Origin of the sequence: Parvularcula lutaonensis, assembly GCF_014651915.1 — a bacterium.
GTDB lineage: Bacteria > Pseudomonadota > Alphaproteobacteria > Caulobacterales > Parvularculaceae > Parvularcula > Parvularcula lutaonensis.
The window spans coordinates 240,927-264,411 of sequence record NZ_BMXU01000001.1; the positions used below are offsets into that span (position 1 = coordinate 240,927).

At 61.3% G+C, this 23,485-nt stretch carries 17 protein-coding genes and 1 tRNA gene; 9 read left to right on the forward strand and 9 right to left on the reverse strand.

The features are described 5' to 3' along the window. Positions 1-2 precede the first annotated feature (2 nt). Positions 3-1,274 (reverse strand): diaminopimelate decarboxylase, encoded by a 1,272-nt coding sequence (lysA, locus tag IE053_RS01130; protein ID WP_189570643.1) that lies wholly within the window; start codon positions 1,272-1,274, stop codon positions 3-5. Then, entirely contained in the window at positions 1,274-1,393 is a 120-nt protein-coding gene (lptM, locus tag IE053_RS14720; RefSeq protein ID WP_444544087.1) for an LPS translocon maturation chaperone LptM, read from the reverse strand. Before lptM ends, lysA begins: the two co-directional genes overlap by 1 nt. Before the next feature lie 67 nt (positions 1,394-1,460). Here lptM and IE053_RS01135 point away from each other — a divergent pair, with 67 nt between their 5' ends. After that, the gene (locus IE053_RS01135) at positions 1,461-2,093 is read left to right on the forward strand and encodes a TlpA family protein disulfide reductase (protein ID WP_189570645.1); all 633 of its coding nucleotides are present in this window, start codon (positions 1,461-1,463) and stop codon (positions 2,091-2,093) included. Here IE053_RS01135 and IE053_RS01140 read toward each other — a convergent pair. Genes IE053_RS01140 through IE053_RS01150 form a run of 3 tightly spaced genes read right to left on the reverse strand, consistent with a single transcriptional unit; the run spans position 2,090 to position 3,253 of the window. Continuing rightward, positions 2,090-2,479, reverse strand: coding sequence for a VOC family protein (locus IE053_RS01140; protein ID WP_189570647.1), 390 nt, complete (start codon positions 2,477-2,479; stop codon positions 2,090-2,092). The two genes, IE053_RS01135 and IE053_RS01140, sit on opposite strands and share 4 nt — an antisense overlap. 35 nt (positions 2,480-2,514) lie before the next feature. Beyond that, positions 2,515-3,027: an RNA pyrophosphohydrolase gene (locus tag IE053_RS01145; RefSeq protein ID WP_189570649.1), complete on the reverse strand. Its 513-nt coding sequence runs from the start codon at positions 3,025-3,027 to the stop codon at positions 2,515-2,517. Between the two features lie 25 nt (positions 3,028-3,052). Beyond that, positions 3,053-3,253 (reverse strand): hypothetical protein, encoded by a 201-nt coding sequence (locus IE053_RS01150; RefSeq protein ID WP_189570651.1) that lies wholly within the window; start codon positions 3,251-3,253, stop codon positions 3,053-3,055. 109 nt (positions 3,254-3,362) lie between these two features. Between IE053_RS01150 and IE053_RS01155 the strand changes: the two genes are divergently transcribed. Both IE053_RS01155 and IE053_RS01160 read left to right on the forward strand, forming a co-directional pair. Beyond that, a complete protein-coding gene (locus IE053_RS01155; RefSeq protein ID WP_229786006.1) occupies positions 3,363-5,084 on the forward strand; it encodes an AMP-binding protein in 1,722 nt (573 codons plus the stop codon). Continuing rightward, positions 5,081-5,314, forward strand: a complete 234-nt coding sequence (locus tag IE053_RS01160; RefSeq protein ID WP_189570653.1) for a hypothetical protein — start codon at positions 5,081-5,083, stop codon at positions 5,312-5,314. Before IE053_RS01155 ends, IE053_RS01160 begins: the two co-directional genes overlap by 4 nt. On the opposite strand, the gene IE053_RS01165 is transcribed toward IE053_RS01160, so the two are convergent. After that, a complete protein-coding gene (locus IE053_RS01165) occupies positions 5,315-5,641 on the reverse strand; it encodes a hypothetical protein (protein ID WP_189570655.1) in 327 nt (108 codons plus the stop codon). It abuts the gene before it with no gap. A 28-nt stretch (positions 5,642-5,669) separates the two neighbouring features. Here IE053_RS01165 and IE053_RS01170 point away from each other — a divergent pair. Beyond that, positions 5,670-5,759 (forward strand) — tRNA-Ser (locus tag IE053_RS01170). A 125-nt stretch (positions 5,760-5,884) separates the two neighbouring features. Beyond that, positions 5,885-6,277, forward strand: a complete 393-nt coding sequence (locus IE053_RS01175) for a hypothetical protein (RefSeq protein WP_189570657.1) — start codon at positions 5,885-5,887, stop codon at positions 6,275-6,277. Positions 6,278-6,771: 494 nt separating this feature from the next. Here IE053_RS01175 and IE053_RS01180 read toward each other — a convergent pair whose 3' ends face one another. Continuing rightward, a complete protein-coding gene (locus IE053_RS01180) occupies positions 6,772-7,725 on the reverse strand; it encodes an IS1595 family transposase (protein WP_189570659.1) in 954 nt (317 codons plus the stop codon). Positions 7,726-7,853: 128 nt separating this feature from the next. Here IE053_RS01180 and IE053_RS01185 point away from each other — a divergent pair, with 128 nt between their 5' ends. The 4 genes from IE053_RS01185 (at position 7,854) to IE053_RS01200 (ending at position 19,111) form a co-directional block, all read left to right on the forward strand. Continuing rightward, positions 7,854-8,075, forward strand: coding sequence for a DUF6471 domain-containing protein (locus IE053_RS01185; protein WP_189570660.1), 222 nt, complete (start codon positions 7,854-7,856; stop codon positions 8,073-8,075). A 20-nt stretch (positions 8,076-8,095) separates the two neighbouring features. Further along, positions 8,096-8,923 carry a hypothetical protein gene (locus IE053_RS01190; RefSeq protein ID WP_189570662.1) on the forward strand — a complete coding sequence of 276 codons (828 nt, stop codon included), beginning with the start codon at positions 8,096-8,098 and terminating at the stop codon, positions 8,921-8,923. Between the two features lie 169 nt (positions 8,924-9,092). Then, a complete protein-coding gene (locus IE053_RS01195; RefSeq protein WP_189570664.1) occupies positions 9,093-16,481 on the forward strand; it encodes a sacsin N-terminal ATP-binding-like domain-containing protein in 7,389 nt (2,462 codons plus the stop codon). Then, the gene (locus tag IE053_RS01200; protein ID WP_189570666.1) at positions 16,478-19,111 is read left to right on the forward strand and encodes a DEAD/DEAH box helicase; all 2,634 of its coding nucleotides are present in this window, start codon (positions 16,478-16,480) and stop codon (positions 19,109-19,111) included. Before IE053_RS01195 ends, IE053_RS01200 begins: the two co-directional genes overlap by 4 nt. Positions 19,112-19,462: 351 nt before the next feature. Here IE053_RS01200 and IE053_RS01205 read toward each other — a convergent pair whose 3' ends face one another. Further along, positions 19,463-20,179, reverse strand: a complete 717-nt coding sequence (locus IE053_RS01205) for a M48 family metallopeptidase (protein WP_189570668.1) — start codon at positions 20,177-20,179, stop codon at positions 19,463-19,465. Next, a complete protein-coding gene (locus IE053_RS01210) occupies positions 20,176-23,391 on the reverse strand; it encodes a type I restriction endonuclease subunit R (RefSeq protein WP_189570670.1) in 3,216 nt (1,071 codons plus the stop codon). Before IE053_RS01210 ends, IE053_RS01205 begins: the two co-directional genes overlap by 4 nt. Between the last annotated feature and the right edge of the window lie 94 nt (positions 23,392-23,485).

Genomic DNA, 23,485 nt, shown 5'->3' on the forward strand with positions numbered 1-23,485 from the left:
GGTCACCCCTTCCGATCACCGACGAATTGAGGCGGAACTGCCTCGAGACCCAGCATTTCATCGATGCTGGGTCTTCGTCTTATGACGTGGAAGCGGTCGCCATCGACAAGGACCTCGGGAACGAGGGGGCGGGAGTTGTACTGCGATGCCTGGACGGCGCCGTAGGCCCCTGCGGTGCCGAAGAGGAGGAGGTCTCCGGCTTCGGGCGCGGTCAGCTGGACTGCGGGATCGAACTGATCCGTGCTTTCACAGATCGGCCCGACCAGAGCGAAGGTAGCGCGTTCGCCGGCTTTCTCCTTGACCTCATGGACATGGTGCCTCGCGCCATAAAGGGCCGGACGCATCAGGTCGTTCATCCCTGCGTCGACGACCACGAACGATTTGGTCGTCTGGGTCTTGGTCAGGATGACCGAGGTCATCAGCATACCCGCATTACCCGCAATGACACGGCCTGGCTCCAGGATGAGCTGGACATCAAGATCGCTGGTGATTTTTACCAACGCCTCGGCATAGGCGGAGGGAAGGGGCGGGACGTCACCCTCTGCATAAGGAACGCCGAGGCCGCCACCGAGGTCGAGGCGGCGGATGTCGTGGCCACGCTCGCGCAACGCGACGACGAGGTCCTTCGCCCGCATCGCCGCGCGCTCAAACGGCGCCAGCGACGTGATCTGCGAGCCGATATGCAGATCGAGGCCGGAGGCTTCGAGACCCGGAAGCTCACGCGCCAGGTCATAGACCTCGAAGGCGCGGTCCCAGGGAATACCGAACTTGTCGTCTTTCTTGCCGGTGGAGATGCCGGGGTGGGTTTCGGCATCGACGTCGGGGTTGATGCGCAGGGCAACCGGTGCCGTCTTGCCAAGCCGCTGGGCGACATCGCTCAGCATACGAAGCTCTGCTTCGGACTCGACATTGAACTGCAAGATCCCGGCATGGAGGGCAGCTTCCAGTTCAGCGACAGTCTTTCCAACGCCGGAGAAGACAATCTGGTCCGGCGCCATGCCTGCCCGCAATGCGCGTTCGAGCTCTCCGCCAGAGACGACATCCGCGCCGAAGCCCTCCTGCCGCAGGAGCGAGAGGACGGCGAGGTTCGAGAGCGCCTTCACCGAGAAGGCCGTGACCGTCCCTTCGGGAAAGGGCTCGCGGAACACCCGCGCATGGCGGCGCAGGGTGGCTGCCGAGTAGACATAGACCGGCGTACCGACCTCTTCGGCTATGCGCGTCAGGGGCACATTCTCCGCATGGAGAATGCCGTCCTTGCGTTCAAAATGGTGCATCAGGCACTCCGGGCGTCAGCGCGCTCCTGCGGCGGCGGAGGGACTTCCAGCGGCGCGCGCTTGCCACAGGCGGCGAGGGCGGCGGCGAGAACGGCGAGGGCGAGGAGGCGTTTTTGCATTGCGGCGGCCTATCACGTGGCGCTGGGCCGATGAAGCGCCTAGGTGCGGTTGCAAAGGAGTGTGACCATGGATCGCGTGCTGTCCTACCTGCGGTCGCTGAAAGACCCTATGAAGCTGATCCAGCTGCTGATGATCATCGGCGGCCTGGGGGTGGCCTATACCCTGCTGGCAGCAGTGCAGAAGCCTTCGGAGCTGCGCAGGAGCGAGGACGAACCCGTCTATGTCGTGGGCGAGATGGAGAGCTTCGAGCGGACGTTCCCGCCCCAGGGACTGCCATCGCTGAAGCTCGAAGGCCCGGACGGCCCTGTGAACCTGACAGGCTATGCCGATGGCCGTCCGCTGGTCGTCAATCTCTGGGCGACGTGGTGCGCCCCCTGCATCGAGGAGCTGCCGTCCTTGGCAGCGCTTCAGGAACAGCTTGGCGACGAGGTCAGGGTGCTGGCGGTGGCGCAGGAAGGTGGCGACGGATCGCGCCAGCGCGCCATGCTGGAGCGCGTCGGCGCGGAAGACCTCGAGCTGCTGCTGGATCCGCGTCTGAGCTATGGCCGCAGTGTCAGTGACGAGCTGAGCCTGCCGATCACGATCCTCTACGACAGTCGGGGGCGCGAGGTCGGGCGGGTGACGAAGCCTGCCGACTGGGCTTCGCCCGAAGCCGTGCGGCTGGTCCGCGCGGTGGGGCAGGGCGCCCTCCCGCGCTAGCGGGCTAGCTGGATGATCTGGATGAGGTTGCCGCAGGTGTCATCGAACGTGGCCATGATGGCTTCGCCGACCTTCACCGGTGCCTGGGCGAAGGTGACCCCTTCGGCCTCCAACCGTTCCGCCTCAGCTTCGATGTCATCGACGCTGAACGCCGTCCAAGGTATGCCATCGGCTTTGAGCGCCTTCTGAAAGGCCCTGCCTGCGAGATGCTGGTTGGGCTCGAGCAGGAGCTCGACACCGTCCGGTTCTTCCGGGGACACGAGGGCCAGCCACCTGAACGCGCCCATCGGGATATCGTGCTTGACCTGAAAGCGCAGCTTCTCAGTGTAGAAAGCGAGTGCCCTAGCCTGGTCGTCGACCAGAATGCTTTTCGCGTACATCCTCACGGGCCTTCTCCCTCAATCCTCACGGCACGAAAGGACTAGAACCGGCCCTCGGCAAGGAGCTTGGACAGTGGCCGGAAGCTCTCGACCAGTTCTGCGTAGACCTTCCTCTTGAACGGCACGATGAGGTCCTTGATCTCGTCGAGATCGGCCCAGCGCCAGCGCTCGAACTCGGCGGGGCTATGGACATTCAGGTCAATTTCGCTGTCCTCTCCATCAAACAACATGACGACCCATTTCTGGCGCTGGCCGAGCCAGTCCTTCTTTCCGCGCCGGATATGGGGCGGGAAGTCATAGGCCAGCCAACCCGGTGTCGTGAGGAGGATGCGCGCTGTTTTCACGCCGGTTTCCTCGTGCAGTTCCCTGAAAGCTGCCTCTTCAACGCTCTCGCCCTCGTCGATGCCGCCCTGGGGCATCTGCCAGCGATGCGGGTTCACCTCCCGGGAGCCGGGAGCGGTGAGGCGCTCGCCCAGCCATACCTGGCCCTGCCGGTTGAACAGGCAGATGCCGACATTGGGACGGTATTTCTGAAGTTCCGGGATCTCTATCATCGCCCGGACGTGTCCACGATCGGCGCTATCGGTTCAACCCGGAAGCCGCCGCGAAAGAACGGCCTGGCGCCTCGCTGACGTCAATTTCGAGATAAGGCACCGCTGTCGTCGCCGCATTGCGCTTGTAAAGGACGAGGCCCGCGGGCAGCGCCGCGGAGAGGGCCATCAAGATCAGGAGAAGAAAGGCGGGCGAGACCACGCCAGCGAGCGTCTCAAACTGAAACACAACGTTTCCGCGAGCGAGCTTGGCCTCATACCGCTTCTGTGCGTCATTGAAAGGTCGCATCGGAACCCCTAAGCCTTGCGCCCAACCCAGAGACCTCAAGAGGCGCGTGATGGACGGTTCGACACCAGTAGAACAGAACAAGGTTAAGGAACCCGCCGAAGCCGCGAACGACGATAACGAAAAACGGATCGCTGCTGCCGAAGCCCGTGAGGAAGCGGCCGCGATGAAGGCCCGCGAGGAAGCCGCCAAGCGCTCCCGCCGCAAGATCTGGTCGCGCTCTCGTTCCACCGTGATCTCGAAGGTCATCGAAACGAAGAACAGGATCGGCGGCGACAAGGTCGCTTTCATCGAGCCCGAAGGTCGCGAAATCACCTACAAGGACACGGTCCGGGGCGCCTTTGCCCTCGGCAACGCGTTCTCGAAATTCACCAAGCGGGGCGAGAATGTCGGCGTCCTGCTGCCGACAAGTGCCGGTGGCCTGATCACCATCCTCGCGCTCCACGTCGATGGCCGCGTCCCGGCAATGCTGAACTTTACCGCCGGCGAGAAGGCGCTGTTCAGCGCCCTCGAAACCGCAGACATCAAGCACATCATCACCTCCTCGAAATTCATCGAGCTGGGTGGTCTCGAGCCTCTCGTCGATGCGCTGTCATCGAAGGCGGAGATCCATATCCTCGAGGAGATCAAGGAAAATCTCGGCACAGCTGACAAGATCCGTGCCGCGATCGGCGAGAAGTTCCCGCTGCTCGCACGGCGAAGTCTCAAACCCGACAGCACCGCCGTGATCCTCTTCACTTCGGGTACGGAGGGCAAGCCGAAGGGGGTCGTCCTGACCCATGCCAATCTTGTCGCCAATGTCGAGCAGGTGCGCAGCCACGTGCAACTCGAGCCCGAAGACATCTTCTTCAACCCGCTGCCGATCTTCCACTCTTACGGCCTGACCGGCGGCTCCCTCTTCCCCCTGATCGACGGCAAGCCGCAGGTCCCGTATCCCTCGCCGCTGCATGTCAAGATCATCCCTGAGCTGATCAAAAAGCATAAGGCGACGATCCTCTTCGGTACCGATACTTTCGTGACGCGCTACCTGAAGCAGGCCAAGGAGGGCGCGCTCGATACGTTGCGCTATGCGGTCTGCGGAGCGGAGAAAGTGCGCGACGAAACGCGGAACCTCGCAAGGCGGAAGTTCGGCTTCTCGGTTCTCGAAGGCTACGGCGCGACCGAAGCATCGCCGGTGATCGCCGTGAACCAGCCGGGTGATATCCGTCCGGGTACGGTTGGCAAGGTCCTGCCCGGCATAGAGTGCCGCCTCGAGCCTATCGAAGGGCTTTCGGGGGGTGGACGTCTCTTTGTCCGTGGACCGAACATCATGGCTGGTTACCTCGACCCCGAAACGAAGGAGCTGCGCGCCCCGGAAGGCGGCTGGCACGACACAGGCGATGTCGTGACGATCGACGGCGGAGGCTATGTGGCCATCCGTGGACGGGTCAAGCGCTTCGCGAAGATTTCGGGCGAGATGGTCAGCCTCGCCGTCGTGGAGAACTGCGCTTCAGTCGTCTGGCCCGATGCTGTCAGTGCAGCGATCATCATGCCCGACGACAAGAAGGGCGAGCAGATCATCCTGCTCACCGAAGAAGAAAACCCGAACCGCTCGGAGCTTCTCTCCTGGGCGCAGACCCATGGTGTGCCGGAACTGGCCGTGCCGAAACGCGTGCTGCATGTCGATGACATCCCGGTCCTTGGCACCGGCAAGGTCGACTACGTGACCCTCCAGCGCCGCGCCGAAGAACTTCTCGCCGAGGCCGAAGAACTCCAGCGTCAGGCTGCCGAATGAGGGATCGCAAGGAAAAACCGCTAGGCCTTCAGCTCGCCCGTGCGCTGGCGGAAGGCGTGGTCACGGCGGTGCTGTTCACCACGGCAGTGCTGGTCGCGGGCTCGATCCTTGGAATGCAGGACCGGCTCGCTGGCCCGAACACGGGCACGATCATCGCCATCTGTGGCGGACTGGGCCTGCTGCTTTCGGGGCGACTGACCATCTCCGCCTTCGACGAGCGCGGCTCCTGATCAGTCGACGGGCCTGACGAGGATTGTCGCCAATAACCCTATCCCGCCGACGATCGCCCAAAGGGGCAGGTCCATGGCGAGGTTCAGCGCACCGAGCGCCCCTTCCGTACCGAGCGGGTTGATCGCGACGCCGGGCAGGAGGTTGAAGATCTCGCGCGTCGTCCGCACCACGGGCTGGCCAGCCTCGAGCGACGACACAAGGTCCGCACCAACCAGCGCCAGCGCGAGCGCGATCATGATCCATGCGGTGAAACGCAAACTCTTCATTGGAAAACTCTCCACCCAGACCCACGAATAGCCGCCACGCGGCGGCTTGCCAATGGCCATGCCCTATGGCTATTGGAACGACCTTAAAGGACAGGTGGCCGAGTGGTCGAAGGCGCACGCCTGGAACGCGTGTAGGCGGGAAACCGTCTCGAGGGTTCGAATCCCTCTCTGTCCGCCATCCAGTTTCGAACCGGGCTTATGTAGCAAAAGCACCATATGCGATGCTTTATGTCATTGCAAGCGATGCCTACATATTCAGGCATGGAAATTGTCATCTCTAGCTTGGTTAAAGAGCGCAAGAACGTGCTCTCTCGCCTTCGCGACCACGAGGCCATCGTCGCTGACTTGCGCACCACCCTTAGCCATCTCGACGCCACACTTTTCCATCTAGGCCATTACCCTGACGGCGAACCCGCACCGAAGAAGCCAATGGCTGCTGGCTTGTTCTACCATGGCGAGCTGCCCCGGCTGATCCTGCGAATGCTCCGCCAGCACCCTAAGGGCCTTGGTCTCAAAACGATGGTCGAGATGATGAACGCGCAGAAGGGCTGGGCCGGCGATGATGAACGGTTCAATCGAGAGCTTCGCCTGAAGATCAGCAGGACGCTGGACCGGAAGCGGCTGAAGGGCATCGTGGAGCGGATTGGGGAGGATGCGATCGGCGTCTGGCGACTTGTTCCCCTTGCTGAGGACTGAGCTATCCTAGCGGTCGAACATCTGGAAGGCGTGGGAGTAGGCGACAGGGTGAAGGCGTTTCATAACAGCAGACGACGCGCCTTTCGGCGCGCCGTCAACACTCTTTAAGCTAACTACTTCCGTTTCTTACGGTCGTTATCGTTGGCAGGAACGATAATCGGCATCGACCTCGTGGACCTGATCAGCTTGCCCGTTTTCGGGCAGGTGCGCGTGAAACGAAAGATGAGCTTATGCCCCGGCGGCACCGGGGTGTACTTGGTACCCATAGTGGGTCTCCTTAGGAAAATCCGAAGGAGGGGCTGGACGCGATGGTCGGCGCGACGTATGAAGAGTCAACATGATCATGACTTCCAGCCCTCCTGCCGCTGGTTTACGGAAACGGCGCCCCTGCATGGGCGCCGTTTTTCGTTCTATTAACGTTCCGTTGCCAGAGTCGAGGGCATTCAATCGGACTTAGTTCGTGCTTTCACGGATAAGCCCCACATTTTGTGGTCTTAGCGCTGCCAGTAGCCCTTCCACTGACGGCTAACCGGGGCGGCAAGGCCGAGGGCCAGCACCGTGCGGGCCTGCGTGCCGTTGTCGTCGCGGCGGTGATCTTCGAGCCAAGCGGCGTGCGCTGCGTACTGGTGGAGATAGCCAGGGCTGACGAAATGATGCTGGCCTTGGACCATCCGACGAAGGCGCGAGAAGAACGACTCCGCTTGGTTCGTGCAGGCCCCATTGATCGAATAGCCTTGACCGTGGTCGATACGGGCCATCGGGAAGCGGGCTTCCAGCTCATCCCAGTGCGGAGCTTCATCGGCATGAAGCTCCGAACCCTTGGCGAGGCGGTCGAGCGCGAAGAGAACGCCCTTGGCTTCGGTGCGCTCGACCTTCGTGATGGTACGGCCTTGCTTCTCGCGCATGGCGATGACGACGCGGCGCTTGCCCGTCTGGTTTCGCTTCAGGCGTCGGTCGCGGCGGTTCTCTTTCAGGTTCGACGGGCGAACGTGGCCGCCGTGGTACTGGCCGTCGATCTCGACTGCGCCGCTCAGGATCAGGCCGCGCGTCTCGCTGGTCATCGTTTCGCGGAGCTTATGAGCGAGGACGAAGGCCGTCTTGTATTGAACATCCAGGTCCCGGCTGAGCTGCACGGCGGAAACGCCCTTCGCAGCGTTGGCAATGATCAGGATAGCGGCCAGCAGGTCCACGTAGTCGAGCTTCCGAGCGTGGAAGATCGTGCCCGAAGTCACGCTGAACTGGTGGTGACAGTTCTTGCACTTGAACTTGCGGCGTGTGCTGATCGTGTAGGCTTCGTCGTGGTCGCAACGCGGGCAAACCGCCTCGCCGCCCGTTTCCAGCCAACGGATTTTGCGGAACGTCTCGTACGCCTTGTCCTCGCCAGCCTTATAGATCGCCTTCAGCGAAAGGGTGCGGGATGCTGCGGAGAGGAGATGATGTTGCGTCACGTTTGTCACTATTTCCAATGCCTATGCACTGTATATAGTGGCATGATGCATCGCTATCAAGGGCGAATGTCATCGTTTATGCGATATTCGCACTTGCAGACGGTTTAGAACCTGCCTACCTCAAGGGCATGGAACAGTCTGACTGGGAAGCGAAGGTCAAGAACCTTCTAAAGGCCGAGCTGAAGCGCAAAGGGATCACCTATGCGCAACTTGCTGAGAAGCTGGCTGAGATTGGGGTCTCGGAATCAGAGCCCAATATCCGTAACAAGCTAGCTCGGGGTAAGTTTACGGCGGTGTTCTTAGTTCAATGCTTGGAAGCTATTGGAACAACCGACCTGCGTATATCCTAGCGGCTCTAGCGGCTGTTTGGTTGGCAGCGGCGCTGTCAGCCGGGGAACAGGATCGAGACCGCGCTCAATCCAAAACACGCGCCGAATACCCCGCCGATCACGAAGGCAGGAAAGGCGAACTTGCCACGGCCCTGTCGCCTCAAACCCCAACGCACGGCGAACAAGTAGCTCAGCAAGCCCAGTGGTGGGAGGAGCGCGATCTTCAGGCCCAAGAGCGCATGGCGCGATGGACCGTTTGGATCGGTGTTGCGACTTGGGTAGGCATAGCCTTGCTCTCCTGGACGCTCTGGGAAACGCGGAGAGTGACGGTCGAGACCAAACGAATTGGCGAGGCGCAGACCCGCGCCTACCTCTCGATCATAAAACCCAAAATCATCATCCATGATTACATGGTGTGGGGCGTCGTCGCCGACGTGGTGAACTCCGGCAATTCTCCGGCCAAAAATGTCGAGGTTAAGACTGGGCCGATGATGTTCGATGTGCACGGCAATCCGCTTTGCCGCATGGCCGGAGTTGGCCCGCCCGCTCTCCCCGATTTTGAAACTGACACCTCTAGACTTGGCAGCATCGCCGCCGGGACCAAGGGCCGAGGGGTGTGGTTCACCGGTGACTATGAAGGGCATCCGTTCGCCGAGGTCCCCGATTGGGCCAAAATGTACGTTGCCGCGAGCGTCCGCTATCAGACCGTATTCCAGCGCGGCGAAGAGGCAGAGCGCGAAGACTACCTTTTTGTATTCGAGGTTTCCGAAGGCCTGCCGGACATCGGGAAGGATGTTGTCGAGATCGAGGGCGTGGCGCTTCCCTACCTCAACGCAGACGGTTCGTTTCGTGAAGCTTCTACTCACTGACACCCCCTAAAAGTGGGGCTGTCAGACTCGCAATGCGAGCGATTGCTAACGCAATCGTTTGTGGTGCTTTTGCTACATAAGGCCGGGCAAAATGCGAAACGGTCGAGCAGATGCGGCTGTGAATATGGTATGCGCCCTCCCAAGACTGCTCTTGAAACGGTAGCTGCCAATGCATTTCGACCCCAAGGATATTGTCGAACACCTGCGCCACAACCTCGAGCGCTATCCCTACGGCAACGGCATCTCGGTTTTTCGCGAGCTTTTGCAGAACGCAGATGACGCGAAGGCGCATCAAGTTTCTTTGCACCTGCGACCCGGCTGGCCAGAGGCCTCGAACCCGCTCCTTCGGGGGCCTGGCCTTCTTCTCGTCAACGATGGTGAGTTCGATGAACGCTCGGCCACGGGCATGCAGACCTTCGGCGGTAGTGTGAAGGCACTCGATGACGCCTCCGTGGGGCGTTTCGGGCTCGGGCAGAAGTCGGTGTTCCATCTGTGCGATGCATTCGCCGTTGTTCCCGACGGCTTCGGCGCCCACGACGAGCCTTTCGTTGTGAACCCCTTCGAGGCCCTCGGACGCGAAGGCGACGACTGCCTCCGTTGGCCCAGGATCAATGATGAAGATGCGCGTCGCATCGCCTCGGAGGGCAAGCAACTCCTGGATGCGCGCCGCCGCCTGAACATGTGGTTTCCACTCAGGAGAGAGGGGCTTCGCCCAAAGCCGACGAGTAAGGGGATCATTGCTTCGGACATAGCCCCCGAAAGTCTCGCACCGCTCGCCGATGAGTGGCGGATTGCAGAGATGGTCGCTTCTCTGCGCCATGTGCGCCGCGTGGTGGTCGGGATTGGCCCGTCAAACGCCGAAATCGACCGTGGTACGGCACGCGCGATGATCGGTTACACCGCTCAACCGGGTGATCGCAGTTTCGGCGGTCCCTTGGGCAGGGGGATTGCCTGTCTTGGGCGCGAGCGTCGCGCCACGGACGACTTTCGCCGAGACCTTCGCGGGTCGCAAAACTGGCCGCGCAGCCGAAACCGTGATACCGACGAGGAAGCGCCACAGAAGGCGACCCCGCACGGCGCTGCGATCCTCGTCGTGGATCCCGAAGGCATGGGCCAACTTCTAGCCGACTGGGCAGTGCTGCTGCCGGTGACCGAAGCCTTTCCACCACAGGCGCATGACGGAATGGGCCGTCTGAAGCTGCTCCTCCACGGATGTTTCTTCGTAGACAGCGGCCGCAAGGCAGTGATCGGGCTCGATGAAGCAGGCCCGGCACCCACTGACCAAGCCCCTTTGGACGAGACAACGCTGCGCGCCGAGTGGAACCGCAGCGTTCGCGACCGCCTCGTCCTGCCGCTGATCCCGGCCGTCCTCTACGATGCGCTGCAAGAAGCGAAGGTTTCAGGCGAGGCGCTGGGCGCCGCCGTTAGGGCCCTCGCCGCGAGCGACTTCGGCCGCACCCATCGCGCGGCCATCGCAGCCCAGCATGCGCTCGCCAGAATTGTCGAGACAAGCAATGGAAATCTGCGCGTGCGCTGGCAACTTGTGGCGAGCACTGGCACGTTTCGGCCAATTCCTGCCCCCGATGCGCGTGGGCGTGTGGGGCTGGCGGATATCCTGCCAAATCTGACCGACTGGGCCACAGAACGAGGCGTTACGCTGGTTTGTGGCAGGGATGCGGTTCTGACGACGAAGGACCTCGTCTGGGAGGCCGACGAGATTGCGAAACTTCTCGAAGGGCTCGCGGCGGATTGCTTTTTGAGTGACACCCAGGTCCGGGTGCTGCGGGGTTTTTTGGAAACGGCCTGCACGAACCACGATCTGCGAGTTGCCGCATCGGGGCCGGTGCTCAAGCGACTACGCCAGGCGATGGCTTCGCCGCGCGCACTTGCACCGCATGAGCGCATAGCCAAGGTGCTCGAGGTCACTGCTCCTGATGGTGTCCTGCCTCTGCCTCCTGGCGCTTCCGAACGGTTCGTTCTGCGGGCGCTTGCCAGCGCGAAAGGGGCCCCAATCTGTCTGCCCCAGGAATGGTTGCCCGACGAAGTAAAGGGGGCAACCATTGGAGCACATGCGGTCCATTCGCTGATCGCCGCTCTGCAACCGCTGCTTGAGACGGATGGGCAGGCGGATTCAGCCAGTGCAGCAGCCCTCGCCATTCTGCGCCGCATCGAAAGCATTGAAGCCGCCTTGGAGCATCCAGAGTTGCCCGCGCTGCCGGTCGTCAAGGCTCTGGACGGGATCCGCACGCGTCGGCTGAGCCTCGCAGAGCTCTATGGGGCATCACGCGAACAGCGGCTCTTCCGTGACCATCCCCAAGCCCGCCGGCTTCTTGGGGTCGCTGCGAATGCGCTGCCAGAATCCGAGACATTCCTTCTGCCGAGCGCTGCCGCCAGTGCACTGCTGGACGCAAACGGCAGTGCGCCGACAAACGCCGTATTCAGATTGCATGATCTCGATGCCAGGGCCGTCTGCGCGCTCGTGCGCAAGGCCGAGGCGCTCGGTCCGCCGCAGGCCCGCGCCAACCTCCTGAATGCCATTTTCAGCAATGAACTGGAAAGTCGCGATGCCCTCCTCATGCTTGCAGCCGGGGATCGGCGTGCGCACGAAAACCGTTTCAGGCTCAATGCGTTGGGACAGAGCGCTCCGGCGCTGGACGCGCTGATCGCTCGACTCACGGCAAATTCGGAGCCAGTCATTTTGGTGCCGAGCGAGGTCATGGACACGCTCGACCGTGCCAAGGTGCGCCATCTCTCGATTGACACGCTGGAGGGCGCCTGGCTTGGTGACTTGCTCGTTCGCCATGCCGATGAACTGGCCACGCAGGGGCTTGATCACGCGGCCGTGGAGGCAATTCTTTGCGCTGGCATTCCCGACGAGCATCTGAAACAGCTGCCGATCTTCCCCACGCGGCAAGGCGGCTGGGCGCGACCGGACAGCGTTTACCGCCCGAACCCGGACTGGGCCGTCGCGAGAGGCATGACAGCCATTGTGCCGCTGCTTGGCGAATTCGAGGAACCGAGAGCACGGGAGCGTGCCGAAGCACTTGTCGAGCGCTGGTCACCCGAGGCGCAGATTGCCGTTTGTCTCGGCCAATCGGAACCCATTCGTTTTTCCACCGAGATCCTGGACGCTCTGGCGAGTATCGAAGCGCCAGATGCCGATCGCCTGCGCCGCGCGAAATGGCTGAGAGATCGCTCCGGCAACGCTTGGGCGCCGGAGGACGTGGTCGATCTCTCCGAAGATGTTCTGGTAGCTGCGCGCCGCGTGCTCGGTGACGATCTTCCGTTTCTTCCGGTGAGTGACATAGATCCGAGGATCCGGGAACACCAGGGCTTCGCGGACCTGCGGGAAAAGGGCGTTCTGCCCGACGACATGGGTTCCCTCGACCGGCTGCTCCTCATCATTGAGGAGGCAAGACCCGTCGCCTTTGTCGGCGGCGCAACAGATGAACTGGTGCAAGCGCTCGCCCAGCTGGCCGATGCCGGCGTCGACCTGCCGCTGCCTGGTTGGCCTCTGCTTGCCGCCGCGCTGCGGGTGCTTCCACCAGATGCCGGGGAAACCCCGGCGCGCATGCTCGAGGTTGTTACCCGTTTCAAGGCGGCAGACCGCGCACAGCATAGAGACGTTGCCAACTGGCTTAACGAGCTGGCTGAAATTGCAAAGCAACGCCACGGCACCAACGAGGCAGCCGCTGCTCGCGTTGCCTATAGTGCGGCATTCAAGATGGTGGCCTCGTGGCCCGTCTCCGAATTCCGGGCGATCATCGGTGGAGTTTTCGTGCCAACCGATGCAGGCAATTGGCGGCGGGGTGCGGAGGTGACTGCGCCTTGCGAAGGAATATCACGTGATTTTCTTCTTGCCGCCGACCTGGCCAAAGACTTGCCGCCCAACTCGGAACCCGCCGGACCTGAAGCAGGGCAGAGCGAAGGTGGCGAGGTCGACAAAGGCAACAATTCGAACAGGGAAGAGTGCGTCAAAAGCCTGGTGTCGCTTCTCAAGCGAATGCGGGCCCAGGTACCGGAGCCGGCCTTGGCTTTCTTTGCAGCCGTTGTTTCCGAGCGCGATCAGTTTGAGAGGATTGCAAGCGATTGCTTCGCCTTGCCGCATGCAACTATCCAATCGATTCTGAATCGTCTGGATGAAATCGCCGGCAGCCTCGCTGAAGGCGACAAGGGAACCTCCTACCGCTTCGCGTTGCTTCGGAAAAATGCTGGCCTGCACTTCACTCTCATCACTGGCGGCGAGGTGAAGATCATGGCGCTCGACGGAAATGTGCGCAGTGCCCCGAGCGAGATTGATCAACCGTTTCAGGTTCTGGGCACGGGGCATTTGGAGGCTGTCGCTGGGAACCGAGGCACGGTGATCCATGAGATCACCATTGCCGACCGTGAAGGGCGGATCACACTCAAGACGCTGGAGGACTTGACCCGGAATGTTGGGCCGCTGGTCTTGTGGCATTTCAAGCGCTGCGAAGACGCCATCCTCGAGGAGCTTCGGCAAGCGTTTCAGGTTGGACAAGCGACGGTCGAAGATGCCCGCGCGCGTCTCGAGGATCGGCTGCCACAAATCCTGGCTGAATTGAAGCCAGCCCCTGGGTCGAGGCTGCGTGAAGCCCTTGACCGCTACGAGACGCAAGAGCAGTCGATCCCTCCCGACAAGCGCGCAAAAGAACTGCCTGACGCGAAACGCGCTCTCTGGGATGAAGTCGCGTCCGAAGACTCCGCGACAGAATTGCTTGGTTTGATCCGCCAAGGTATCGAAAGTTACGGCTATGGCCCAGGACGGGTCGCGTTTGAACTTTTCCAGAACGCAGATGATGCAACCCTTCAGCACCCACCCGAAGGGCTGAGGGCGTTCAGGGTTGCATTCGAGAATGAGCGGATGCGCATTCTTCATTGGGGGCGGCTCATCAATCACCTCGGGCCATCTTCTGCGGAGGGAGAGCGCAGGGGCTGGCAGCGTGACTTGTTCAACATGTTGCTGATGAACCTGTCCGAGAAGCGCGAGGATGTGACTGGAAGATTCGGATTGGGGTTCAAGAGTGTCCATCTTATTGCATGCGAGGTGGAGATTGCTTCGGGGTTCATTGCCTGCAGGATAAAGGGCGGCATGCTCCCAGAGGTATGGGAGGGCGGGCAACAACACTCCCTTGATGCTAGCCGGAATGATCGACGCGCCACGATAATCTCTCTGAAGATAGATCCCGACCCCGAAAGAGAGGCGCAGGAAGCGCATGGAGTTTTCGCTCGCTGTGCGCGCTGGCTTCCGGTGACAGCGCGGGCGATCCGGGAAGTTCACCTCGGCGGTCACCGCTACGCTGCGCGCCTCAAAGAGACGGGCATGCAGGGGATCCGGCATGTCGTCTTCGAGGGTGTTGAGCCGGGCCAGGCGCTGGCACTGTCGCTGGACGACAATACGACGCTTTACCTGCCCCTCGATACTGATGGACCTCGATCGCTGCCCGAGGAAATGCCTAGGCTCTGGCTTCTCGCGCCGCTCGAAGAGGAAATTCGTGCCGGATGGCTTTTGAACTCGTACAGTTTCCGTGTCGATCCCGGGCGCGGCCGGCTTGCAGGAAGTGTTAAGGAGCGCGCAGAACTCTTCGAACGCCTGGGTAGAGCGCTCGGACATCGGCTGGTTGAACTTTTCGATCTTCTGGATCGTGACTGGGCCGGCTTTGCAGAGCCTGCCGGACTTTCCGAACGAAACGCCGCATCGGGACGGAAGCTGTTTCTTGAACGCCTCGTCAGTCTTTTCAAGGAGGATGTATCCCATGGTGGTGGGGACGACCGGCTTGAGACGAAGCTTCACCACGAAGGCGGGCTCAGACATCTCTTCTGCGAGCGCGAGGCCTTTCCGACCAGGCTGCCGGCACCCTTTGAACCTTTCCTGCGGGCCGATCAGGTGCGCTGGAAGCTCGCCGGCGGCCTCGTCGAGCCGGGCCGTGTAGAACGGCTCATCGGCTGGCGGTCGGTTGCCGATATCGCACAATCGGCGGTCAGCTCGGAGATGGCGACCGTGTTCGAGCACCTAGGCTTTCCCGCTCCACAGCGATTTGACGCGGCAATGCTCGTCAGCATGGAGATAGGTGCGGACAAACGGGCGGATCCTGAGAGCGCCGCACGGCTTGGGTCCTTCCTTGATCAGCCATTCGTCGAAGCCTTGGATTGGAAGGAGCGGCAGGAACTGCTCAAGGCGGCGGCTGGTGCGAAGTTCCTCATGGCGGATGGCCAATGGCGGGAGGCTCGTCTGGTGCCGCGGGATGCAGCGGATGCGGACGAAGAAGAGCGACGCATACTCGCCTTCGCTCCGAACGAGGACGTGGCCGACGATTCCTATTTCGGCGACGCCCTGTCCTTCTACCGTCTGGCTGCCCGTCAAAGCGGATATCAGCGCACCGCTGAAACCTTTGCCCGCTGGGCACATCAAGTCACGGAACCCGCTGCCCAGCGGGCGCTGCTCACCTATGTTGCCGAGGGCAGCCAAGGCGAACGACTCGGTAACCTATTGGCCACAAAGCGGCCGCACTGGCTGCCCGCCGAGGCGGAAGAATTCCGGCAAAGCGAGCTGGCAAAGGGGTTTGATGACGATGCACGAGGTCGCCTGATGCCCATCCTTTATCCATCTCTGAGGCGCATGATCGGTTCGGGCCGCTGGCTGTCGCCCGACCCGGGCTCCCCAGAGATCGGGAACACCCCGCCCGATCCGGCAGAAGAACTCGCCCGAATTCGCGACTGGTGGCTAAGAGATCACGTTGACCAGCGAGAAGACTATGACAATCGCATCTGGCCAAACGGGTTCAGGCCAGGGAGCTTGCGCGACCTGGAAGCCGAAGACAACCGGGTCGGGTGGTTCACCTTCTTTGCTCTTGGGATTTTCCGGACTCTGCCTTGGAACAATGAGGGTGCCCACAAAAGCTTCGTGGAATCCGCCGCCCGAGCGGGCTGGTGGGACGAGATGGCGACCGCCCGCCTGCCGGAAGACCCGACGCCATGGCTGAAGCGCCTGGAAGACTTTGCATCTCCCGCCGCTTGGAAAATCGATTTTCCGCAATGGCGCAGAACGATAGCCGATCTCTATGCCCTTGCCCGCTGGCTGCCGGATTACGCCGATGCCTTCCGGCTCCTGCCCAGGGTGGTGGAGCGCGAGGGACAGGTGGCGCTAAGCGATATCTGGCGCCTCAGCTACGCGCCCATCTGGCAGAGGCGCGGCCTGGAAGGGGCACCGCTGACGCAAAGCCTTGGACTCGGCGCGAACTGGATGATCCGCGAGGCGATCCGGCACGGCTTGTGGGGCGAAGACGAGGCTGCCCGGATGCACACTTATGCCTGGGCGGCGACGGGGCGCGTGCGTCGGCTGTTTGCGGAACGGCTTGGACACCCCTTGGGCGAGCGGGGAAACATGGACCTTTCGAGAGACATCTACAGTTTCGTCTCCCAACATCTCGGCCCGGATGTCACATTCCTGGGCGATCTGGACCTCCCGCTTCAGCTTTGGGAGAGTGGAGAAGACGACGCTACCGGACAGCCCGTGTACAGCGACGAGGCAAGGGGATGACCGATTTGCACGAGGATCGCCCCGTTCGCCACCCCCGCCATGGGGAGGGCCGGGTCGTCGCTGACCTTGGCGAAACCGTCGTCGTCCGCTTCGGCGCCGACATTGAACAAGTCGAACGCGACGAGCTGGTGGTGGTTCGCTCGCTTGCCGAAGCCGTGGCCCAGGGCGTGCCCGATAATCCGCTCGAGGTTCTCACCCGTGCGCAAGCACTGCTCATCCGCTCGGTCAACGACCAATGGGGCGTATTCTCGCGCTCACGCGTGCAGCTCCTGCCGCATCAGCTTTGGGTTTGCCGGCAGGTCACCCAGCACTGGCCGACGCGTTGGCTGGTGGCTGACGATGTCGGTCTTGGCAAGACGATCGAGGCAGGACTGATCCTGCTGCCGCTGATGGCCACAGGACGCATTCGGCGGCTCTTGATCCTCGCTCCGGCCCGTTTGGTCCCGCAATGGCGGGCTCGGCTGAAGTCCATGTTTGACATTCGCCTGCAGGAATACACGCGGGAGCAGGATCGCGGGAAGCTCTCCTTCTGGGACACGGCTTCGCAGGTCGTGGCCTCGTTTCATACGCTGCGTCAGCCCGCGGTCCGTGAACGTCTGCTGCAAGCCGAATCCTGGGACATGGTGATGGTGGACGAGGCACATCATTTCCAGGCGCAAGAACGCATTTCCACGCAGACATACGACCTGCTTCGTGAACTCCAGGAAAGGGACCGAATACAGTCGCTCGTGATGTTTACCGGCACGCCGCATCGTGGAAAGGATTTTGGGTTTCTGGCGCTCATGCGTCTCGTGCGGCCTGATCTTTTCGATCCCAAGAAGCCCGTGCAGGATCAACTCCCCCAGCTCCGCGAGGCAATGATCCGCAACAACAAGGCGCTGGTGACCGACCTTGAGGGCCGAAAGCTCTTTCAGCCCGTGCGCACCAAGACCGTGGACTATGCCTACACGCCTGCTGAGGCCAGGTTTTATGAGACGATGAGCGATTTCATTCTCGATGGCCGAGCCTATGCGTTGAGCCTGACGGGGCGCGAGCAGTCGGCACGGATGCTGTTGCTCATTGCCCTGCAGAAGCTGGCGGCAAGCTCGATTGCGGCGATCCGGAGCGCATTGGAACGTCGAAGGGCGATGCTTGCCGATGCCGCTGATCGAGTGTCGGAAAAAATGCTGGAGGAAACCGAAACACTTGACGAAGCCGCCGAGCAGGAGGAGGCCGCGCCAAGTCAGATCGCCCTCACGCTCATCCAGGGCGAGGTCGAACGGCTCGACGAACTCATCGCGTTGGCGCGTGAAATCAGAACGGAATCAAAGATTGAACGGCTCATCGAACTCATAGAGACTGAACTGCCGAAGAGCGAGCCGCTGCTACTGTTTACCGAGTACAAGGCGACGCAGGCTCTTGTGATCGCCGCGCTCGAAGCCCGTTTCGGACAGGGCTGCGCCGGTTTCATCAATGGTGATGAACGGTTGGCCATTCGCGAACCGGATGGCTCTGTCGACGTGCGCACACTTTCTCGCGAGGTCGCTGCTGACGAGTTCAATTGTGGTCGGACACGTTTTCTCGTTTCGACCGAAGCCGGAGGCGAGGGGATCGACTTGCAGGAGCGCTGCGCCAGCCTGGTACATGTCGATCTTCCCTGGAATCCTATGCGCCTGCACCAGCGCGTGGGGCGGCTCAATCGGTATGGGCAAAAGCGGGCGGTAAGCGTGTTTCTGCTCCGCAACCCGGCAACTGTCGAGGCCCGCATCTGGGCACTGCTGGAGGAAAAACTCGCCCGCATCCAGGCCGCGCTTTCTGCTTCGATGGAAGAGACTGAAGACATCGCGCAGCTCGTGATCGGTATGCAGGGCGGGCGCTTCTTCGACGAGATCTTTGCTGAAGGCGTGAACGACGTTGCCCGAAACCGAGGGGAAAGACTGGAGGAATGGTTCGATGCACGCACGGCTACATTTGGAGGGCGCGACGCGATAGAAACCGTTCGCTCGATGCTTGGTCAGGTTGCCCGGTTCGATTTTGGTGCGGTCGGTGGCAGCATGCCACAGACTGACCTACCCGATCTTGAGCCGTTCTTTCGGAACGCCATGATGCTGATGGGTCGGCGCGTCAAGCAAGGCGAGGACGGGCTATCGGTTGTCACGCCGGAAGAATGGAAGCACAGCCTTGATCTGAAGCCGCGTTACGGTGGGCTGAGCTTTGATCGCGCGCTGCCAGGAAACGAACGCATGATCCGTCTTCTCGGGATTGGCCATCCCCTTCTTGACCATGCACTCGAAGAGGCAGCTCGGCGGCCCGCTCTGATCGGTCGCATCAGGGGTCTTGAACGGCCCATCTTGCTTGCGGGTGTCGAGGACGAGGTCACGGGAACGGGGGGTAATGTGCACCGTATCGTCGTCGGGTTGCAAAGGCCTGGATCCGCTGGGCGAACTTGTTTCGCCGACTGGGAAGTGCTTGTTCAACTGAACAAATGTCGTTTTAAGGACGACTGGGCTGCGCCACTTTCGACGATGGAAGTCGCTGAGACACGAGCGTTGTTCGAGATCCTGCCTGATGCGATATCCACTCTGGGCCTGCCGTTTCGTCGGCCAAAGGCGATACCGCTTCTGAGCCTGCTCCCAGAACCTGGAAAATGAAATGTGTCTCGACTGCTGTTCGAGCAGACGATTTCCCCGATTAGCCACGGTGGAAAACGTTCGTCCCCAGTCCCGCCCCCTCCGCCACTGTGCTTTGCGGAATTTTTCTCTTTCCCGTCGCGCCCGAAATTTTCCCACTGTTTTCAAGGTTTACGCCGATGGGCTGTTCACTTTCGCCGGTGTAAAATTGTCAAAATCCGTCTCTCGGGGCCGATATTCTCTGAACCTGTTGACTGCGCGGATTTGGTGAATTTCCTGCAAGGCATTGAATGGCAACGAATAATGCGTAACGCAACCTGAACACTTCGATGCCGGTGGCGACTTCGGAGAAACGACTCGCATCGGACGTTCTCAGGCTAGGGCTCGCTCCAAACGGTTCTTCCTACGTTCCCAGTCTGGCATCACCTGATCGAGAAGCTCGAAAAACGCCGGGCCGTGATGCGGCTCCGCAATGTGGCAGAGTTCATGGGTGATCACGTAGTCGATGGCGTCGATCGGCGCTTGAATGAGGCGCAGGTTTAGCAGCAGCCGTCGGGCAGGTGACATGGAACCCCACCTCTGGCGGATTTGCCGAACGATCAGACCCCTTGGCCGAAACGCCTCGGGGTCTGGAAAAAACCCCAGGCAATGCTCGATCCGTTCCGGAAACTTGACGCGAGCGCGCTCACGATACCACGCTTCAACCAACGCCCGCGTCATATCGGGCCTGTCCGGTCGGTGCGTCTGCACGAGGATGAACCCCCGGATCAGCCTCACTCCGGCCTGAACATGCGGGACAACCCTCAGCCGATACTGGCGCCCGAGATAGAGATGCGTTTCACCGGAGACGAACCGGCGTTCGGGCGTGCGCGGCAGGAACTGCGCGAAATACCTCTGCTGCCGCAGCACCCAGGCCGCCCGCTTCCGCAGCCTTGCCTCGATCGCTTCCAGCGGCGCGTCCTCCGGGGCGGTTACTACCACAGAGGTATCGGGCTCCACGGCAATCTCCAGCGTCTTCCGCGGCCGCCGCACGATTTCATAGGCGATGTCGTGCGAGCCATAACGCAGACAGTAGCCTTGGCGTTTCATGCCGCGAACCTGGCCCTGGCGAGGTCCATGATCTTCAGCTCGATCTCGTCGAGCGTCTCGACCGGAAGTTCGATACCCTTCTCGTCGCGCAGGACGTCGAAGAAGTAGTCGTCGATTGCGTTGCGCAGATTGTTCTGGGCGACGTCGTTTGACCAGATGCCGACGATCAGGTGCGACTTGATGATCTCGATGATCGCGAGTGTGATGATCGCGACCTCGCTTTCGGGCACCTGCTCCCCGCCCTTCGTCTGCAGTTGCCCCTCGAGAATGCCGAAAAACGCTTGGGCGTCCTCGTTGCTCCGAATACTTTCAGGGACGTTGCGGTTGCGCTCCTTGCGCGCCACCTTGCTTGCCAGATCGACAACGCTGTTGAGGTAGTCACGTTCCGACAAGCGCTTCTCGCGGTAGTCGCGGATGGTCTCTTCGAGGAGCTCCGAGAACTGTTTGTAGAAGGTTGGATCCTCCTCCATTCGTTCGCTGATGACCCGGCGGGTCGCGCTGGCAATACGGTCTGCCCGGGAGGCCTCTGAGACGCTAGTCTCCTCGATGATCGCCTGCAAGGCATCGGGGTCGTTGATGTTCACGACTTCGATGATGGTTTCAGCCGGCATCGCCACGACGTGATCGTCGAGCAGTTTCTGGATCTTCGGCTCGAACTCGCGGACGTCAACGGTTTCCTGGTAGCGCAGCTGAACCGAGCGCTTGAGTTCCGAGAACTGCTTCCAGTCCCGCTTCAGCGCATCGATCTTTGGCTCGTCGAACACGTCATAGAGCTTGTCGGATGAAAGCGAGATGTGGAGGCAGCGACTGAAAGCCTTCAGGCGGGCGTAGAAGTCCTGTCGCAGAGCCTCATCGGCCAGCAGCTGCTCGAATTGCTCCATGTCCTTCTTGTTGCGCACGGGCTTGAACAGATCCCAGAGCTGGTCGTGAAGCTGCGGCAGCTTGCGGATTTCCTCCCTGATGTCGTGCACCGAGCCGGCAAGATCGGCCGGGTCATAGCCCTCGAAGGCGCTGTAAGTCGTCAGCGCCTTGTCGAGCTCTCCGAGGAGCCCCTCGTAGTCGATGATGAAGCCGAATTGCTTCTCCACGCCGTCCTCTTCATAGAGGCGGTTCACACGCGCGATGGCCTGCAGAAGATTGTGCTCCTTGAGAGACTTGCAGACGTAGAGAACGGTGTTGCGGGGCGCGTCGAAGCCGGTCAGCAGCTTTGAGACGACGATGAGGATTTCGGGGTCACCAGAACCCTTGAACGCCTCGATGATCTGCCGGTTGTATTCTTCCTCCGTTTTGTAGCGCTCCATCATTCGCGACCAGAATCGGCGGACGAGGTCCTTGGACTCCTGGTCGACCTCTTCGTTGCCTTCGTTTTCATCGGGCGGCGAGATGATGATTTCGCTCGTTACATGACCGATCTCGTCCAGAACCTCCTTGAACTTGACCGCCGCGGCCTTGGACGGAGCGACGAGTTGTGCCTTGAAGCCGGTGCCCTGCCAATGCTGGCGGAAATGCTCGGAGATATCGAATGCCTTGGCGCGGATCGCCTGATCCGTCTTGGCCAGCGCATCCATGCGCGAATACTTGCGTTTGAGGTCGGCTTTCTGGCTGTCGGTCAACCCCTCACTGATCTTTTCGAACCATTTGTCGATCACGCCGCCGGTTACCTGCTGTTCGACCATGCGGCCTTCATAAAGTAGAGGGACAACCGCGCCGTCTGCGACGGCCTCATCAATCTTGTAGTGGTGGATCAACCGGCCGAAGGTCGAGAGCGTGTTCTTTTCCTTCTTGAGCAAGGGTGTGCCCGTGAAGCCGAGGTAGCAGGCCTTTGGCAGCAGGCGGCGCATCTTGGTGGCAAACTGGCTGTGCCCGCCGTAGCGCCCGGTCTGGCTGCGATGGCTTTCGTCAACCAGGACAAAGATGTTCGGGTCATCGTCCGCGAAGTCGCTGCTTCGCAGCGCGGTGTCGAACTTGTTGATGATCGTCGTGACCAGCGGCGTCCGGTTGCGGATCAGATCCAGCAGGTTTGCGCCGCTGGTCGCCCGCACCGGCTCCATGTCGCAGGACTTGAATGTCGCCTTGATCTGCTTGTCGAGATCGTCGCGGTCGGTGACGATCAGGATGCGCGGGTTCTCGATACTCGGCTCGAGAGCAAGGGCGCGGCCCAGCATGACCATGGTCAGCGACTTGCCCGAGCCTTGTGTGTGCCAGATCACGCCGCCCTTGCGCGACCCATCCGGGTTGAACTGGCGAACCGTCTCGATGGCACGGCGAATGCCGAAGAACTGCTGATGTCGCGCAACCTTGCGCACGCCGCCGTCAAAGACCGTGAAGCGCCGGATGATGTCGAGCAGCCGTTCCGGCCGGCAAAGGGCATGGATGGTGCGATCCTGCGCGGTCATCTCCCGGGCGCCCTCCGCCGCCATCTCATCGAAATAGCGGCGCGCGGGCGCGAAATCGCCCGAAAAGATCGCAGTCTTTTCCGCCTCGCTCAGAGGGCGGTTGGCGATGCGGGCGATATCCTCGTCGCTGTCCTCTTCATCGCGCCAGGTCTGCCAGAACTTGCGCGGCGTCCCAACCGTGGCATAGCGCGCCTCGTTGCGGTTCATCGACATGAGCAACTGCGCGAAGTGGAAAAGCTGCGGGATGTTGTCCTCGTTCTGGTAGCCGATCAGCTGGCTATCCGCCTTCTTCAGGCTCTCGGTCGGCCGCTTGTTCTCGATCACCAGGACGGGGATACCGTTGACGAAGGCGACGATGTCGCACCGCTTTGTCTTGCTCGAGCCGGTGCGCTCGACCGAAAACTCGGCGGTAACGTGGAAGACGTTGTTCTCCGGGGTCTCCCAGTCGATGTAGCGGAAGGAATAGCTCTTGGAATCGCCGTCGATCGTCTTGGTGATCGTGGTGCCGAGGATCAGGGCGTCATAGATGTCCTGATTGGTGCCACGCAGACCCTTGAGCCGGTCCGGCGTGGGCTTGAGACGCCGCATCGCCTCGTGCGCGTCCTCGAGGTCGAAGGCGTATTCGCGGCCGCGATGGGTGAAGCGATTGATCTTCATCAGCTGCTCGGCCAGCACGTCGTCGAGCACCACGTTGCGCAGCCGCCCGCCGCGCAGGCGCAGCGCCTCTTCCTGGCTGAGCGGCGTGAATCCCAGCCCCACCAGCATCTGCATCGCGGGGATCTGCGACTGGTATTTCTCGGCGGCGTTGAAGGTCATGGGCTGGCTCCCGAGGCTGCAATTAACTTGCGACTCACGCCTCCTGTGCCTATATAGGGCTCAAAGGATTGGGCATTTCCCGGTCGACAAAGGG